The sequence below is a fragment of the Streptomyces sp. NPDC052020 genome, assembly GCF_040680575.1.
Lineage (GTDB): Bacteria > Actinomycetota > Actinomycetes > Streptomycetales > Streptomycetaceae > Streptomyces.
Window position 1 is genome coordinate 1 of sequence record NZ_JBFAWY010000009.1, and the last position, 16534, is coordinate 16534.

The following is a 16534-nucleotide window of genomic DNA, read 5'->3' on the forward strand; positions in this document are numbered from 1 at the left end:
GGCCCGCTCGGCCCGCTCCCGGATGGCGTGCACGAAGGCGCGGCGGCTGCGCACGGCGTCGCCCGCGGCGGCGGGAATCGGTCGGTGACCAACGCACCCGGGTCGACGCGCCAACCGCTGCGGGCGGACACCCCCCGGCACGTCCCTTCCCGCCGCGGGCGACCGCGGCGCCGTCCAGCCGGAGGCTGGTGGGTGCGGCCGGGTCGTCCGGCTGCGGGCAGTCGCGCCTCCCCCAGTGCCTGAACGGCCTGGGAGGTGCCCCCAGGGCGGCACGGGTGGGTGCGGGCGGCAATCTGATGGCGCCGGGCCGCGCGGCCCGTCCGGTGGTCACCCCGGCGTCGGCAGCGGCGTGAACGCCGGGGTCAGTCGTCTCGCCTCGGCGGGGCCGTGGAGCCCCGCACCACCAGGCGCACCGGGATGTCGCCGGCCTCGGGGGCGTCGCCCCCGAGGACCGCCAGGAGGGCTCGCATACCGCGCGCGCCGAACAGCTCCGCGTCCAGGCGGACCGTGGTGAGCTCGGGGTCGATCGCGGTGGCCAGGGCCAGGTCGTCCACGCCGGTGACGGAGATGTCCTCGGGGACGCGCAGGCCCAGGCGGCGGGCCGCCTTGTAGGCGCCGGCCGCCAGCTGGTCGTCGTCGCAGACCAGCGCCGTGGGGCGCGGGCCGGGACGGGTGAGGGCGGCCTCCGCGGCCGTGCGGGCGCCCTCGATGGAGATGGGGGCGTGGACGGTGCCGAGTTCGGTGCCCGGGGTGCCGGCCAGGCGGGCCGCCAGTTCCCGGGCGCGGACCTCGAAGGTCCACGAGGCCACGTCCGCGGCGAGGTGCAGGAAGCGGCGGTGGCCCTGGGCCAGGAGGTGGTCGGCGACCTGCCGGATGCCGTCCGCGATGTCCAGATTGACGGTGGCCGCGCCCAGGCTGCCCCCCGGATCGCTGTCCAGCATCACCAGCGGCAGCTGGTCGCCCCGGATCGCCGTCAGGGCGTCGGCGGCCATGGACGAGGCGATGACGCCGTCCAGGGCGGCCTGCGCCGAGGCGAAGGGGTCGCGGGCGGGGCCGATGCCCTCGGGTGAGGGGTAGAGGACGACACCGAAGCCGTGCTCGGCGGCCACCCGGGCGGCGCCCGTGTAGACGCCCGCGAAGAACTCCGTGGTCAGCGCCGGGACGACCAGGAGAACCGTGCGGGTACGACCCAGGCGCAGATTGCGCGCGGCCAGGTTCGGGCGGTAGCCGAGGGTGTGCGCCGCCTCGCGGACGCGCTGCGCCGTCGTCTCCGACACCCGCCCGCGCCACTTGTCGCCCAGGACCAGGGAGACCGCGGCCTGGGAGACACCCGCGGCCTGCGCGACGTCCCGGCTGGTGGGGCGGGTGCTGCCTCGTGCCACCGTGGGCCTGCTCTTTCGTCTGGACTGGCGAACAGCGGACATGGTACGTATGAGTGAGGTAGTTATACGTAACACCTCGCGTGTCGGGCGAGGGGAAGGCAGGGCCGGTCATGGGATACCTGGAGATCCTCCGGGCGAGGCATGCCACCCGGCTGCTCGTCGGCACGCTGGTGGGGCGGCTGCCCAACGCCACCGCCGCGATCGCGATCGTGCTGTTCGTGCGGGCGGAGGGCGGCACGTACAGCCTCGCGGGCGCGCTGGCGGCGGTGTACGGCGTCGCCAACGCCGTGGGGCAGCCGGTGCTGGGGCGGCTGGTGGACCTGTACGGGCAGCCGCGGGTGCAGTTGCCCGCCGCCGTGCTGTCGGGGCTGGCCATGGGTGTCTTCGCGTTCGCCGGTGCCGGGGCGTTGCCCGTCGCCTACGCGGCGGTGGCGGCCGCGGGGCTCTTCACGCCGCCGCTGGAGGGCGGGCTGCGGGCCCTGTGGCCCAGCGTCCTGCGCAAGGAGGGGCAGGTGCACACGGCGTACGCCATGGACGCCGTGGCCCAGGAGGTGATGTTCACCGTCGGGCCACTGCTCGTGACGCTGTGCGTGTCGCTGTGGTCGGCGCAGGTCGCGCTGCTGGTCCTGAACGCGGTCGGCGTGCTGGGCGCCCTGTCGGTGGTGGTGTCGCCGCCCTCGCGCGCGTGGCGCTCGGCGCCCCGGGAGGCGCACTGGCTCGGCGCGCTGCGGTCGCCCGGGCTGCTGGCGCTGCTGGCCGCGTTCCTGTGCGTGGGGATGGCGCTGGGCTCCATCACGGTGGCCGCCGTGTCGTACGCGGACGAGCACGGGGGCGACGCCGTGTACGGCTGGCTGATGGCCGCCCTGGGGCTCGGGGCACTGGTCGGCGGCTCCGTCTACGGGGCCCGGCAGTGGGCCGGGGAGCCCGCCCGGCGACTGACGGCGCTGGTGGCCCTTCTGGCGGTGTGTTACATGCCGCTGATGCTGATGCCCGGCCCGGTCGGCATGGTGCTGCTCACGGTGGTCGCCGGCGTGTTCCTGGCGCCGGCCATCGCCTGCGCGTTCGTCCTGGTCGACCGGCACGCGCCGCGGGGCACGGTCACCGAGGCGTTCTCCTGGCTGGTGACGACGTTCACCGTGGGCGCGTCGGTGGGGACGGGGCTGACGGGGCCGGTCGTCGAGGAGGGCGGCACGCTGTGGGGCTTCGCCGTGCCGTGGATGGCGGGCGGCGTGTCCCTGCTGGTTTTGGCGGCCACCGGACGGGTACTGGCGGCACCCGTGCCGACCGCGGTGGTCACGGCCGGTTCGGAAAATGATCCGAACCGTGCTGTCGAACCCCGTTTCAGCTCCGGGGATCGGGCGTAATGTTCACTCATGGACCGCCGCATTTTCGGGCTGGAGAACGAGTACGGCGTCACGTGCACGTTCAGGGGACAGCGCCGCCTGTCGCCTGACGAGGTGGCGCGGTACCTCTTCCGCCGTGTCGTGTCATGGGGCCGCAGCAGCAATGTCTTTCTGCGCAACGGCGCCCGCCTCTATCTCGACGTGGGGTCACATCCGGAATACGCCACACCCGAATGTGACAACGTGATCGAACTCGTCACCCACGACAAGGCGGGCGAGCGCATTCTGGAAGGACTCCTGGTAGACGCGGAACGACGCCTGCACGAGGAGGGAATCGCGGGCGACGTCTACCTCTTCAAGAACAACACCGATTCGGCGGGCAACTCCTACGGCTGCCACGAGAACTATCTGGTGGCCCGGCACGGGGAGTTCTCGCGGCTCGCGGACATCCTCATTCCGTTCCTGGTGACCAGGCAGCTGCTCTGCGGCGCCGGCAAGGTGCTCCAGACGCCGCGCGGCGCCGTTTACTGCGTCAGCCAGCGCGCCGAGCACATCTGGGAGGGCGTCTCCTCCGCGACGACCCGCTCCCGGCCGATCATCAACACGCGCGACGAGCCGCACGCGGACGCCGAGCGCTACCGCCGGCTGCACGTCATCGTGGGCGACTCGAACATGTCCGAGACCACCATGCTGCTCAAGGTCGGCGCCACCGATCTGGTGCTGCGGATGATCGAAGCCGGCACGGTGATGCGGGACCTCACCCTGGAGAACCCCATCCGGGCGATCCGCGAGGTCAGCCACGACATCACCGGGCGGCGCAAGGTGCGCCTGGCCAGCGGCCGCGAAGCCTCCGCGCTGGAGGTGCAGCGGGAGTACTACGAGAAGGCCGTGGACTTCTGCGAGCGGCGCGGTATCCGCACCGGCACCGTCGAGCGGGTGCTGGAGCTGTGGGGCCGCACCCTGGAGGCGATCGAGACCGAGGACCTCGACCGCATCGACACCGAGATCGACTGGGTCATGAAGTACAAGCTCCTCGAGCGGTACCGGGCCAAGCACAACATGACCATGTCGCATCCGCGGGTCGCCCAGATAGACCTCGCCTACCACGACATCCACCGCCGTCGTGGCCTGTACTACCTGCTGGAGAAGAAGGGCCAAGCCGCCCGGGTCTGCAACGACTTGAAGATCTTCGAGGGCAAGTCCGTCCCGCCGCAGACCACGCGCGCCCGGCTGCGCGGCGACTTCATCCGCCGGGCCCAGGAACAGCGCCGGGACTTCACCGTCGACTGGGTCCACCTCAAACTCAACGACCAGGCCCAGCGCACGGTGTTGTGCAAGGACCCGTTCCGTTCCGTGGACGACCGGGTGGAGAAGCTGATCGCCGGTATGTAGCGCTCCGGAAGGACCGGGAGGGAAAGCCGGAACGCAACACGGGCGCCGCACGTTTCCCGTACGGCGCCCTTCTCACGCCGTAGAGTTGCGCGCACGCCCACCACAAGATCGACCGATTACGAGGCCCCCACCGTGCGCCGACGCTCACTTCTCATCGCCGTACCCGCTGGACTGGTCACGCTCGCCGCATGCGGCGACGAGGAGTCCGACACGAGTGAGACCGACGCCAGCGCGACGCCCTCGGCGTCGGCCACCTCCGCGGCGCCGCCGCCCAAGATCGTCGACGGTCCGCTGCCGGCGATCACCGCGGGCGCGGAGTTCGGCCAGAAGCCGACGGTCGCCAAGGGCAGCGGCGACCCGTCGAAGCAGCTCGCGGTGAAGACGGTCGTCACCGGCGGCGGCAGGACGGTCGCGGAGAACGACTACGTCGTGGCGGACTACCTGGGCCAGGTCTGGAGCACCGCGAAGGTCTTCGACAACTCCTACGACCGCAAGACCCCGCTGGCCATCCAGCTCGCCCAGGGCGCCATCATCGACGGCTGGCGGTACGCGCTCGCCGGGAAGAAGACCGGCAGCCGGGTGATGTTCTCGGTGCCGCCCACCTGGGGCTACGGCACGCAGGGCAATGAGCAGGCGGGCATCAAGGGCGACGACACGCTGGTCTTCGTGGTCGACGTGAAGGACACGTTCAGCGCCAAGAGCTCCGCCAAGGGGACCGAGGTCGCCCAGGAGAACAAGGACCTGCCCAAGGTCGGCACCAACACCGACGGCAAGGCGCCCTCCATCGAGATCCCGAAGGCGGACGCGCCGAAGAAGCTCGTGGCGGACTACGTCATCGAGGGCGGCGGCGCGCAGGTGGCCGCGGACGACAGCGTGCTCGTGCAGTACAAGGGCGTGCAGTGGGGCAACGGCAAGGAGTTCGACTCCACGTACGGCCGGGGCCAGCTCACGTCGTTCTCGCTGGAGCAGGTCGTCAAGGGCTGGTCGCAGGGTCTGACCGGCAAGAAGGTCGGCAGCCGGGTCCTCATCGTCATCCCGCCGGACCTGGGCTACGGTGACAACCCGCCGCAGGGCAGCGGCATCGAGAAGGGCGCCACGCTGGTGTTCTCCGTCGACATCCTGGCGAAGATGTGATCGGCAGGATGTAAGACTGGTCCCCGTTGCCTTTCCGCAGACAAGCAGGAGCTGAACACGTGACCATCGACAAGCCCGAGATCGACTTCCCCGAAGGCGCGCCCCCGGCGGATCTCGAGATCAAGGACATCTGGGAGGGCGACGGCGCGGTGGCGCAGGCGGGCCAGACCGTCACCGTCCACTACGTGGGTGTCGCCTTCAGCACGGGCGAGGAGTTCGACGCCAGCTGGAACCGGGGCACTCCCTTCCGCTTCCCGCTCGGCGCGGGCCGCGTCATCCAGGGCTGGGACCTCGGCGTGCAGGGCATGAAGGTCGGCGGCCGCCGCCAGCTGACCATCCCGGCGCACCTCGCCTACGGCGACCAGAGCCCGACCCCCGCGATCAAGCCCGGCGAGACGCTGATCTTCGTCGTCGACCTGCTCGGGGTCTGATCGCCGTACGGCCGGCGTGGTCCGGTGCGCCCTTCGCGCCGAGTACGACCGGAGCCGATCACTTGGGGCCCATGCCTGTCCGGGCATGGGCCCTCGGCTTTTGCCACGGCACCGCGGAGCGGTACGGTCATCGGTCGGAAGCACCATAGGGAAGGCGAAGGGCATCGATGGCCATTGCCAAGGCCGAGCGGCTGATGAACCTGGCGTTGTGTCTGCTCGGGACGCGGCGGCCACTCAGCAAGCGCGAGCTGCGTGAGTCCATCGAGGCCTACCTGGAAGCGGGGTCGGACGACTCCTTCAACCGCATGTTCGAGCGGGACAAGGACGATCTGCGCGAGCTCGGACTGGTCATCGAGACCGTCGAGAGCGTCGACGGCGAGATCGGGTACCTGGCCCGCCGGGACAGCAACCGCCTGCCGCCCATCACCCTCGACGCCGAGGAGGCGGCCGCGCTGGGGCTCGCCGCCAAGGTGTGGCAGCAGGCCCGGCTCGCGGGCGCGGCCAGCGGGGCGCTCCAGAAGCTGCGCGCGGCCGGACTGCCGGAGGACGTCGACCCGTACGAGGCGCACGGCGCCCTGGAACCCCGCATTCCGGTGCACGAGGCCGCCTTCGAGCCGCTGATGCTGGCCTGCCGGGACCGCCGCCCGGTCGTCTTCGACTACCGCAAGTCCAACGCCGCCCACCCCGAGCAGCGCACGGTCGAGCCGTGGGCGCTGGAGTGCTGGCGGGGCCACTGGTACCTGGCCGGCTTCGACCGCGACCGCGGCGCCGAGCGCGTCTTCCGGCTGTCCCGGATCACCGGCAGGGTGCGCTCACGCGGGGGCAGGTACACCGCCCCGGTGCCCGACGTGGTCACCGTCCGGGAGACCGTCGCGAGCTGGGCCGGGGAGACCGCCGACCGCACCGCGCGGATCCGGCTGCGCTCGGGCGCCGGCTACCCGCTGCGGGCGAAGGCGACCGCCGTACGGGAGCGCGGCGACGGCTGGGACGAGCTGGAGATCCCGTACGGGCACGGACTGGACGCCTGGCTGGTGGAATTCGGCCCGGACGTGGTGGTCCTGGAGCCCGCCGAGCTGCGGGCCGACGTGGTGGACCGGCTGCGTGCCGTGGCCAAGGGCTGAGGGGGAGCGGACGAACATGGCAGGAAAACCGGTCCGGCCCGTGAACGCCATCGACCAGACCCGGCGGATGCTGTCGCTGGTGACGTATCTCAAGGAGCGTCCCGGCGCCCGCATCGCGGATGTCGCGCGCGCCTTCGGCATCTCCGAGGAGGAGCTGGTCTCCGACCTCGACGTGCTGCCCATGTGCGGCACCAGCTTCCGCGGCGGCGACCTGCTCGACATCGACACCGACGGCGAGCGCATCTGGTGGCACAACCCCGCCGCCCTCGGGGCGGAGGCGGCCGAGCCCCTGCGGCTGGCCGCCGACGAGGCCACCGCGCTGCTGGTCGCCGCGCGTGCCGTGGCCACCCTGCCCGGCCTGCGCGAGAGCGACCGGCAGGCGCTGCTGCGGGCGACGGCCAAGGTGGAGGCCGCGGCCGGGGAGGCGGCCGGGGCCTCCTCCCGGCTGTCGGTGACCTTCGAGTCGGAGGGCGGCGTCTTCGCGGATGTCGACCGGGCGATCTCCGAGCGGCGCCGCCTGTGGATCCGCTACTACTCGCCCGCCCGCGACGAGCTCACCGAACGCGAGATCGACCCGATCCGCCTGGTCAGCGTCGGCCACACCTATGTCGAGGCATGGTGCCGGCGCTCCGAGGCGCGGCGGACCTTCCGGCTCGACCGGGTCGCCGAGATCAGGATCCTCGACGCGCCGTCCGCGCCGCCGGAGACGGAGCTGCGGGACCTGTCGGAGGGGCTCGTGCAGCCCGCCGCCGAGGACCCGGAGGTGGTGGTCGAGGTCGGTCCGGGCGGGCGCTGGGTCGCCGAGTACTACCCGCACGACAGCGCGGAGGAGCTCCCGGACGGTGGTCTGCGCATCACCCTGCGCACTCCCGACCCGGCCTCGCTGCGGCGCCTGGCCCTGCGGCTGGGGCGCGACGGCCGGATCGTCTCACCGCGCGAGCTCGCGGACAGCGCCCGCCGGGCGGCCCGTGAGGCGCTGGCGGCGTACGACGGGATCGAGGCGGCGGAGGCGGCCGGGGCCACGCGGCCGGGCGTGCCCGGCGCGGTTCCCGAGGACCGGCCGGCCCGCCCAGTGCCGGGTGACGAAGACCACGACGGGCAGGGGCGGGGACGTTGAGCGAGTCGGTGCGGCCGGGTGCGCGGGAGATGACGGCGGCGTCCGCGTTCGCCGGGATGAGGAGCGTCTCCCCGGTGGTGTTCCGGGCCGGCTGCCCCGACTGCCGGGGCCGGTTCGAGCTCGCCGCGAGCGCCCTGCGGCTCGCCATCGGCGCCACCCGCCGCACCACGTTCTACTCGTTCACCTGCCCCCAGTGCGGCGCCGCCGTCCGCAAGCCCGCGGGGGAGCGGATCGTGGAGCTGCTCACCGGCGGCGGGGTGCGGACGCTGCGGCTGCACTCCACCGTTTAGGACGCCCGCGGCGGGACGGTCTAGGCTCGGCCGCATGTTCTGGCCGATGTTCGCGGTTGCCGTGGGGTTTCTGGGTCTCGCCGTCCTGGCGGTGTTCGCCGTACGGGTGTTCGTGGAGGCGCGGCGGCTGGGCAGGCAGGTGACGGAGGCGGCGCACCGGATCAACCGGGCGGCGGAGGACCTGGAGCGCGCCGCCGTCAGTACGGCCCGCTCCGTGGACGCGCTCTGAGTGACATACCGGACTCGCGTAAGTCGCGGTCCGGGCCGCTTCGCCCTGTCATCGCGCCGGTCCCGGCAGGTACGCTGCTGGTCGCGCCCGGAAAATGAGGCCCGGGCGCGGACGGGAGTACGCACGGGGATTGCCTCACGTTTACCCCCGAGCGTTACGATCGCTGCACAGCACGATCGATCGGACGCATGTCCGACTGATCGGACAGCACCCCACACAGCCGCCTCGGTGAGAAGGTAAAGACTTATGGGAAGGCTCGGACCTACCGAGATCATTCTGATCCTCGTCGTCATCATCCTGCTCTTCGGCGCGAAGAAGCTTCCGGATATGGCACGGTCGCTCGGCAAGTCCGCGCGCATCCTCAAGAGCGAGGCCAAGGCGATGAAGGAGGAGGACAAGTCCTCCGCCCCGGCGGGCCCGCCCCACGGTGAGGAGCCGCCCGCGCAGCGCACCATCCAGGCCGCCCCCGGCGATGTGACCAGCTCCCGCCCGGTCACCGAGCCGACGGACACCACCAAGCGCTGACGCAGGGCCGGTGACCCCCTGGCCCGCCGCACGAGATGAGGACGTGGGTTGCTCAAGTCTGCCCGCAAGAAAGTGAAGGATCCCGAGGGGCGGATGCCCCTGGTGGAGCATCTGCGTGAGCTGCGCAACCGGCTCGCGAAAGGCATGCTGGCGATCACGGTCGTCACCGTGGTGGCCGTCTTCTACAGCCAGCAGCTGATGACCTTCCTGTCGGATCCCGTCCCGCGGTGTACCGAGGGCCTGGGCGAGTCCACCGGTGGCGCCTGCGCCGTCATCGCCTACACCGACCTGCTGTCCCCCTTCACCACCACGGTGAAGGTGTGCCTCATGGCTGGCATCGTCCTCGCCAGCCCCGTTTGGCTCTACCAGCTCTGGGCGTTCGTGGCGCCGGGCCTGCACCAGCACGAACGGAAGTACACGTACTGGTTCGTGGCGGCGGCCGTACCTCTCTTCCTGGGCGGTGGCTGGCTCGCGTACACGATCATGCCCATCAGCATGCGCGTACTGCTGGGCATCACGCCCGACGGTTCGGCGAACATCCTGCCGATGGACAAGATCCTGGACTTCGTCGTCCGGATGATCCTGATCTTCGGCGGCGCCTTCGAGCTGCCCCTGGTGCTCGTCATGCTCAACGTCGCCGGTGCCGTGACCGGACGCAGGATGATCGGCTGGTGGCGCGGCGTCGTCATGGGCGTGTTCGTCTTCGGTGCTGTGGCGACGCCCACCACGGACCCCGTCGGGATGATCGCGCTCGCCGGGCCGATCGTCGTGCTGTACTTCATGGCCGTCGCCTTCGCCCTGCTCAACGACCGGCGCCGGCGGCGCGCCGACCCCGACGCCGAACTGGACGACGACGAGGCGTCGCATCTCGATCTCACGCCGGAGCCGATCGGCGGGGTCGAACCCGTCCCGGCGTCGCCGGCCCTGCCGCAGCAGGCGAGCGGTGCCGTCGACGGGACCCCGTCGACCCGGCACGGCGGCTACGACGACGTCACCTGAGCCCGCGGCGGCGAAGCGAGCGGCATGGAGGAGGGGCCGGACGGCAGACCGTCCGGCCCCTCACGGCGTTCCCGGCGGCCGGCCGGACTCCCCGGCCGGCCCCGGGCCGGCGCCGTTGCCCGGTTATGCCCGGGTCCCGGCAGCCGGGTCCGCATAATGATCGTCTCGTTGTCGGTGGGGCCCGGTACGCTCGAAAGTACGATGACAGAGGATCTCTCACCGGCCGAGCGGTACGCGGCAGCTCGCAGGCGCGCTGCCGAGCAGGCCACCGCGCTCGCCTCCTTCCGCGAGATGTACGACTTCGGCCTCGACCCGTTCCAGATAGAGGCCTGCCGGGCCCTGGAGGCCGGGAAGGGCGTGCTGGTCGCCGCGCCCACCGGCTCCGGCAAGACGATCGTGGGCGAGTTCGCCGTCCATCTCGCCCTCCAGCAGGGCAAGAAGTGCTTCTACACGACACCCATCAAGGCGCTGTCGAACCAGAAGTACGCCGATCTGTGCCGCCGCTACGGCACCGGCAAGGTGGGTCTGCTCACCGGCGACAACAGCGTGAACTCCGACGCCCCGGTGATCGTGATGACCACCGAGGTGCTGCGGAACATGCTGTACGCGGGCTCCCAGACCCTGCTCGGCCTCGGCTATGTGGTCATGGACGAGGTGCACTACCTCTCCGACCGCTTCCGGGGCGCCGTGTGGGAAGAGGTGATCATCCATCTTCCCGAGTCCGTGACGCTGGTGTCGCTGTCGGCGACCGTCTCCAACGCCGAGGAGTTCGGCGACTGGCTCGACACGGTGCGCGGCGACACCCAGGTGATCGTCTCCGAGCACCGGCCCGTGCCGCTGTTCCAGCACGTGCTCGCCGGGCGGCGGATGTACGACCTGTTCGAGGAGGGCGAGGGCCACAAGAAGGCGGTCAACCCCGACCTCATGCGGATGGCGCGGATGGAGGCGAGCCGCCCGTCCTATCCGGACCGGCGGCGCGGCCGGTCCATGCGCGAGGCCGACCGGGAGCGGGAGCGCAGGCAGCGCTCCCGTGTGTGGACGCCGAGCCGGCCCGAGGTGATCGAGCGACTCGACGCCGAGGGGCTGCTGCCCGCCATCACCTTCATCTTCAGCCGCGCCGCCTGCCAGGCCGCCGTCGAGCAGTGCCTGTACGCGGGCCTGCGGCTCAACGGCCAGGAGGAGCGGGAGCAGGTCCGCGCGCTCGTCGAGGAGCGCACCTCCTCCATCCCGGCGGAGGATCTGCACGTCCTCGGCTACTACGAGTGGCTGGAGGGCCTGGAGCGCGGCATCGCCGCCCACCACGCGGGCATGCTGCCGACCTTCAAGGAGGTCGTGGAGGAGCTGTTCGTACGCGGCCTGGTCAAGGCCGTCTTCGCCACCGAGACCCTCGCCCTCGGCATCAACATGCCGGCCCGCTCGGTGGTGCTGGAGAAGCTCGTCAAGTGGAACGGCGAGCAGCACGCCGACATCACCCCCGGCGAGTTCACCCAGCTCACCGGCCGGGCGGGCCGCCGCGGCATCGACGTCGAGGGGCACGCCGTGGTGCTGTGGCAGCGCGGCATGAACCCCGAGCACCTCGCGGGCCTGGCCGGCACGCGCACCTATCCGCTGCGCTCCAGCTTCAAGCCGTCGTACAACATGGCGGTCAACCTGGTCGAGCAGATCGGGCGGCACCGCTCGCGCGAACTGCTGGAGACGTCCTTCGCGCAGTTCCAGGCCGACAAGTCGGTGGTCGGCATCTCCCGGCAGGTGCAGCGCAACGAGGAGGGACTGGAGGGCTACAAGGCGTCCATGACCTGCCACCTCGGCGACTTCGAGGAGTACGCGCGGCTGCGCCGCGAACTGAAGGACCGCGAGACCGAGCTGGCCCGGCAAGGCGCCGCCCAGCGGCGGGCCGAGGCGGCCGTCGCGCTGGAGAAGCTGAAGCCCGGTGACGTCATCCACGTACCCGCGGGCAAGTACGCGGGCCTGGCGCTGGTGCTCGACCCCGGGCTGCCCGCCGGCCGGTCCAACGGGCACCGCGGCTTCGACCACCAGGACGGCCCGCGCCCGCTGGTGCTGACCGCCGAGCGGCAGGTCAAACGGCTGGCGGCGATCGACTTCCCGGCGCCCGTCGAGCCGCTGGAGCGGATGCGGATCCCCAAGTCCTTCAACCCGCGCTCGCCGCAGTCGCGCCGCGACCTCGCCTCCGCGCTGCGCACCAAGGCCGGGCACATCCCGCCGGAGCGGCACCGCAAGCGCCGCTCCCAGGCCGCCGACGACCGGGAGATCGCCCGGCTGCGCAAGGCGATCCGCGCCCATCCCTGCCACGGCTGCGACGATCGTGAGGACCACGCCCGGTGGGCGGAGCGGTACCACCGGCTGCTGCGCGACACCTCGCAGCTGGAGCGCCGTATCGAGGGCCGCACCAACACCATCGCCCGCACCTTCGACCGGATCGTGGCGCTGCTGACGGAGCTGGACTACCTGCGCGGCGACGAGGTCACCGAGCACGGCAAGCGGCTCGCCCGGCTCTACGGCGAGCTCGATCTGCTCGCCAGCGAGTGCGTGCGCGAGGGCGTCTGGGAGGGGCTCGCCCCCGCCGAGCTGGCGGCCTGCGTCTCGGCGCTGGTGTTCGAGGCCCGGGTCGCGGACGACGCGATGGCGCCCAAGCTGCCCTCGGGCCGGGCCAAGGCGGCGCTGGGGGAGATGGTCCGCATCTGGGGCCGCCTCGACGCGCTGGAAGAGGAGTTCCGGATCAGCCAGACCGAGGGGGTGGGCCAGCGCGAGCCCGACCTCGGGTTCGCCTGGGCGGCGTACATGTGGGCGTCCGGCAAGGGCCTGGACGAGGTGCTGCGGGAGGCGGAGATGCCGGCCGGCGACTTCGTGCGCTGGTGCAAGCAGGTCATCGACGTCCTCGGCCAGATCGCGGCCGCCGCGCCGGCCGAGGGCTCCACGGTGCCGAAGAACGCCCGCAAGGCCGTCGACGAGCTGCTGCGCGGTGTGGTGGCCTACTCCTCGGTGGGATAGCGTCCGGCGGCCGGGCCCCCGGCGCGACGCGCGGCCGGGCCCGGGCCGGGTTCCGCACGGGACCCCTCCGGGCCCCCTCACGGGGCCGAACCGACGACCGGTTCGGCCCCGTTTCGCATCCGGGGCGGGTGACGGCTCGCGGATCGCACCACCGTTCCCTCGTACCCCTTCACTCGGCACGGCGAGCGAATCCCGCATGCGCGTTCATGGTAACCGGACGTGTTCGAGTGATAGCACATGGTGTAAATAAGCCGAGCCTACCGCTGTCGCGGCGCTCGTTTCAGGTGCTTGCCGAATATGACACGGCGATGATCCGGTCGGACTAAGCTCGCCCGCAGCGCACCGAGTTGAGGTGAATTCGCGCGCTTGTTCCCCATGTGCGAAAGATCCCGACCACCCCATGACATACCCCCCTGCACGCTCCCCCATCCCAGCCGATTCGTTCTCAGAGGGCCTACATGGTGAGTGTTGATTCCCCTCCCGGCCGCCGCGAACTTCCCGTCGCGTCACTGCTGGTGCTGCCCGCGATACTGATGGCCGCGGCGACCGGGGCCGCCGTCGCCCTGGTGACGGAACCGGCCCGGACCGCCGTCGCCGGGTGCGGTGCCGTCGCCACCCTCCTCGTGGCCGTGACGGCCGCCGAGGCGGTACGCCGCGGCCGCGTCGCCCGCGCCCTGCGCGCCGAGCACGCCCGTGAGACCGCCCGCCTGGAGCGGCGGATCGCCGGCCAGGACGAGGAAGTGGCCCGGCTCGGCGGCGAGATCCTGCCCACCGCGCTGCGTCACATGCGCCGGGGAAACACCCCCCGCGAGACGATGCTGCGCCTGGCGGACCTCGATCCCTCCTACGGGACGCTCAGCGAGCCGCAGCAGCGCCTGCTGCGGATCATGCTGGAGATCATCGACCACGAGGACACCCTGCGCGACTCCACCGAGCGCTCGTTCGTCAACATCGCCCGGCGGGTCCAGGCCATCGTCCACCAGCAGGCCAACGAACTCCGCGAGATGGAGGAGGACCACGGCCGCAACCCCGAGGTCTTCGACGACCTGCTGCGCATCGACCACGGCAACGCGCTGATCGGCCGCCTGGCCGACTCCATCTCCGTCCTCGGCGGCGGCCGGCCGGGCCGCCAGTGGCCCGAGCCGGTCGCGCTGTACAGCGTGCTGCGCGGCGCGATGTCCCGGATCCTGGAGTACCGCCGCATCCACCTGGCCTCCATCGCCAAGGTCAACGTCAAGGGCACCTCCGTCGAGCCGGTCATCCACGCCGCCGCCGAACTCCTCGACAACGCCACCCGCTACTCCCCGCCCAACACCAAGGTGCACGTCACCGCGACCGAGGTGCAGACCGGCGTGGCCATCGAGATCGAGGACGCCGGCGTCAGCCTCAGCGAGGACGCCCGCGCCCGCATCGAGGGCATGCTGGAGCGCGCGAAGGCCGGTGTCGACCTCCAGGACCTCGGGGACAGCCCGCGCCTGGGCCTGGCCGTGGTCGGCCGGCTGTGCACGGCCTTCAACATGCAGGTCTCGCTGCGCGCCTCCGCGTACGGCGGCGTCCGCGCCATCCTCGTCGTACCGAGCCAGATGCTCACCGAGGAGCCCGGCGTCGGGCTCGCCCACGGCATCGGCGCCACGTCGGTGCCCAAGCGGGAGCCCGACGCGCTGGAGGGACCCAAGCGCCCGCCGAAGAAGCGCCGCCCCACCAGCCCCCGCATCCCCGCGACGATCTCCCTGGAGGACGACGTCCCCGTCGTCACCGAGTGGACCGCGGGCGGCCTGCCGCAGCGCCGCAGCCGGGTCAAGACCCCGCTCAGCCGGCGGATCGCCGAACAGGCCGCCGCCGAGCGCGAGGAGGCGGAGCGGGCGGCCCGCGCGGCGGCCGAGCGGGCCCGGAGCGCCGCCTGGTCCCGGCCGGAGCCCGGGCCGGTGCGCGAGGAACACGAGGAGGAAGAGCCCCCGCCGGGGCTGTGGGTCGAGGCCTTCTGGGAGGGCCTGAAAGGCGATCCGGACCCGAACGCGTTCACCCAGCCGCCCAACGAGCCGGCCCACACTCCGGCCGATGACGAGGGAGACCTCAAGTGATCCAGCAGCGAGGCAACTTCGACTGGATGCTCAAGGAGCTCTACGACGGGGTCCCGGGCATCGAGATGATCGTGGTGCTCTCCGCGGACGGGCTGCGCATCGCCCGGTACGCCGGTGACCCCGACGCCGCCGACCGCGTCGCCGCCGCCTGCGCGGGCCTGCAGAGCCTGGCGGGTGCCGTCGCGCAGGAGATCCCGGACAGCGACGGCCGGATGAAACTGGTCATCATCGAGATCGACGGCGGCTACTTCTACCTGATGGCCGCGGGCGCCAACGCCTATCTGGCGGTGCTGTCCGACATCGTCTGCGAGCCCGGACTGATGAGCAACCGCATGCGCGACCTGGTCGCCCGCATCGGTCCCCATCTGACCAGCCCGGCGCGGCACAACGGGCAGACCGTATGACTCCTCCGCAACGCCAGCGGCGACACCCCCGGCACCAGCCGTCCGCCCCCCCTCCCGCGCCGGGCGCCGCGCCGCAGGAGGGCGAGAAGAAGAACCCCGAACGGCTGTACGTGATCGGCGGTGGGGACGCCGACGGCGAACGCGCCGAACTCGACCTCGTGACGCTGATCGTGGCCCGCGCCGACGACCCGCCGGCGTCCGCCACCCCCGAGCAGGCCGCCGTACTGCGGCTGTGCTCCGCCCCACTGTCCGTGGCGGAGCTGTCGGCCTACCTGAACCTGCCGTTCAGCGTGGTGACCGTACTGCTCACCGAGCTGCTGACGACGGGTCTGGTACACGCGCGCGCCCCGATCATCCGTCAGAAGGTTGCCGACCGATCTCTTCTCGAAGCGGTGATGCATGGACTTCAAAAGCTCTGACCGGATCCCCGGCCCACGGACGGAGGACCGGCTGCCGCACACGGCCGAGGCCGCCGTCAAGATCGTCATCGTGGGCGGCTTCGGGGTCGGCAAGACCACGATGGTCGGCTCGGTCAGTGAGATCAGGCCGCTGACCACCGAGGAGACCATGACGCAGGCCGGCATCGGGGTCGACGACGACTTCGGCTCCGCGTCCAAGACGGCCACCACCGTGGCCATGGACTTCGGCCGCATCAGCATCACCGACGAACTGGTGCTGTACCTCTTCGGCACGCCCGGCCAGGAGCGCTTCTGGTTCCTGTGGAACGGGCTGTTCGAGGGGGCGCTCGGCGCGGTGGTGCTGGTCGACACCCGGCGGCTGGAGGTCAGCTTCGACGTGATGGGGCGCCTGGAGGAGCGCGGTGTGCCGTTCGTGGTCGCCGTCAACTCCTTCCCGGACGCGCCCCGTTACCCCCTGTCGGAGTTGCGCACCGCGCTCGACCTGCCGGAGGAGATCCCGATCATGGAGTGCGACGTGCGCCGCCGCGCCTCCAGCCGGGACGTCCTGATGACCCTCATGCGCTTCCTGCACTCGCTGTCCCTGACCGGTGCGCTCACCTGACCGCGCCCCCCGCACCCCTCACCCTTCGACCCACCGCATCCACTTCAGCTTCGGAGC

Annotated in this window: 16 protein-coding genes; 15 read left to right on the plus strand and 1 reads right to left on the minus strand. The window is 71.7% G+C overall.

What is annotated here, in order from left to right; translation table 11 throughout:
• Nucleotides 1-362: 362 nt before the first annotated feature.
• The gene (locus tag AB0L74_RS11460) at nt 363-1424 is read right to left on the minus strand and encodes a LacI family DNA-binding transcriptional regulator (RefSeq protein WP_365648926.1); all 1062 of its coding nucleotides are present in this window, start codon (nt 1422-1424) and stop codon (nt 363-365) included.
• 68 nt (nt 1425-1492) lie between these two features.
• Between AB0L74_RS11460 and AB0L74_RS11465 the strand changes: the two genes are divergently transcribed.
• The 15 genes from AB0L74_RS11465 (at nt 1493) to AB0L74_RS11535 (ending at nt 16477) form a co-directional block, all read left to right on the plus strand.
• Complete coding sequence (locus AB0L74_RS11465; protein WP_365648929.1) at nt 1493-2746, plus strand: MFS transporter; 1254 nt, start codon at nt 1493-1495, stop codon at nt 2744-2746.
• Nucleotides 2747-2755: 9 nt separating this feature from the next.
• Nucleotides 2756-4117 (plus strand): Pup--protein ligase, encoded by a 1362-nt coding sequence (gene pafA, locus AB0L74_RS11470; protein WP_365648932.1) that lies wholly within the window; start codon nt 2756-2758, stop codon nt 4115-4117.
• A gap of 132 nt (nt 4118-4249) precedes the next feature.
• A complete protein-coding gene (locus AB0L74_RS11475; protein WP_365648935.1) occupies nt 4250-5251 on the plus strand; it encodes an FKBP-type peptidyl-prolyl cis-trans isomerase in 1002 nt (333 codons plus the stop codon).
• Between the two features lie 59 nt (nt 5252-5310).
• Entirely contained in the window at nt 5311-5682 is a 372-nt protein-coding gene (locus tag AB0L74_RS11480) for an FKBP-type peptidyl-prolyl cis-trans isomerase (RefSeq protein WP_365648938.1), read from the plus strand.
• Nucleotides 5683-5849: 167 nt separating this feature from the next.
• On the plus strand, nt 5850-6803 hold the full coding sequence (locus AB0L74_RS11485; protein ID WP_365648940.1) for a WYL domain-containing protein: 954 nt from the start codon (nt 5850-5852) through the stop codon (nt 6801-6803).
• Between the two features lie 16 nt (nt 6804-6819).
• Nucleotides 6820-7920, plus strand: coding sequence for a WYL domain-containing protein (locus tag AB0L74_RS11490; protein WP_365648943.1), 1101 nt, complete (start codon nt 6820-6822; stop codon nt 7918-7920).
• A gap of 29 nt (nt 7921-7949) precedes the next feature.
• Nucleotides 7950-8210, plus strand: coding sequence for a hypothetical protein (locus AB0L74_RS11495; protein ID WP_365649519.1), 261 nt, complete (start codon nt 7950-7952; stop codon nt 8208-8210).
• 34 nt (nt 8211-8244) lie between these two features.
• Nucleotides 8245-8439 (plus strand): hypothetical protein, encoded by a 195-nt coding sequence (locus AB0L74_RS11500; protein WP_365648946.1) that lies wholly within the window; start codon nt 8245-8247, stop codon nt 8437-8439.
• A 246-nt stretch (nt 8440-8685) separates the two neighbouring features.
• Nucleotides 8686-8964: a Sec-independent protein translocase subunit TatA gene (gene tatA, locus AB0L74_RS11505; RefSeq protein ID WP_164395128.1), complete on the plus strand. Its 279-nt coding sequence runs from the start codon at nt 8686-8688 to the stop codon at nt 8962-8964.
• Between the two features lie 93 nt (nt 8965-9057).
• The gene (tatC, locus tag AB0L74_RS11510; RefSeq protein WP_365649521.1) at nt 9058-9963 is read left to right on the plus strand and encodes a twin-arginine translocase subunit TatC; all 906 of its coding nucleotides are present in this window, start codon (nt 9058-9060) and stop codon (nt 9961-9963) included.
• Between the two features lie 156 nt (nt 9964-10119).
• Complete coding sequence (locus AB0L74_RS11515) at nt 10120-12972, plus strand: DEAD/DEAH box helicase (RefSeq protein ID WP_365648950.1); 2853 nt, start codon at nt 10120-10122, stop codon at nt 12970-12972.
• A gap of 458 nt (nt 12973-13430) precedes the next feature.
• Complete coding sequence (locus AB0L74_RS11520) at nt 13431-15053, plus strand: ATP-binding protein (protein ID WP_365648953.1); 1623 nt, start codon at nt 13431-13433, stop codon at nt 15051-15053.
• Complete coding sequence (locus AB0L74_RS11525; protein WP_029386760.1) at nt 15050-15457, plus strand: roadblock/LC7 domain-containing protein; 408 nt, start codon at nt 15050-15052, stop codon at nt 15455-15457. Before AB0L74_RS11520 ends, AB0L74_RS11525 begins: the two co-directional genes overlap by 4 nt.
• The gene (locus tag AB0L74_RS11530) at nt 15454-15876 is read left to right on the plus strand and encodes a DUF742 domain-containing protein (protein ID WP_365648956.1); all 423 of its coding nucleotides are present in this window, start codon (nt 15454-15456) and stop codon (nt 15874-15876) included. The genes AB0L74_RS11525 and AB0L74_RS11530 overlap by 4 nt, the downstream gene beginning before the upstream one ends.
• A complete protein-coding gene (locus AB0L74_RS11535; RefSeq protein WP_365648958.1) occupies nt 15857-16477 on the plus strand; it encodes an ATP/GTP-binding protein in 621 nt (206 codons plus the stop codon). Before AB0L74_RS11530 ends, AB0L74_RS11535 begins: the two co-directional genes overlap by 20 nt.
• The last annotated feature ends 57 nt before the right edge of the window (nt 16478-16534 follow it).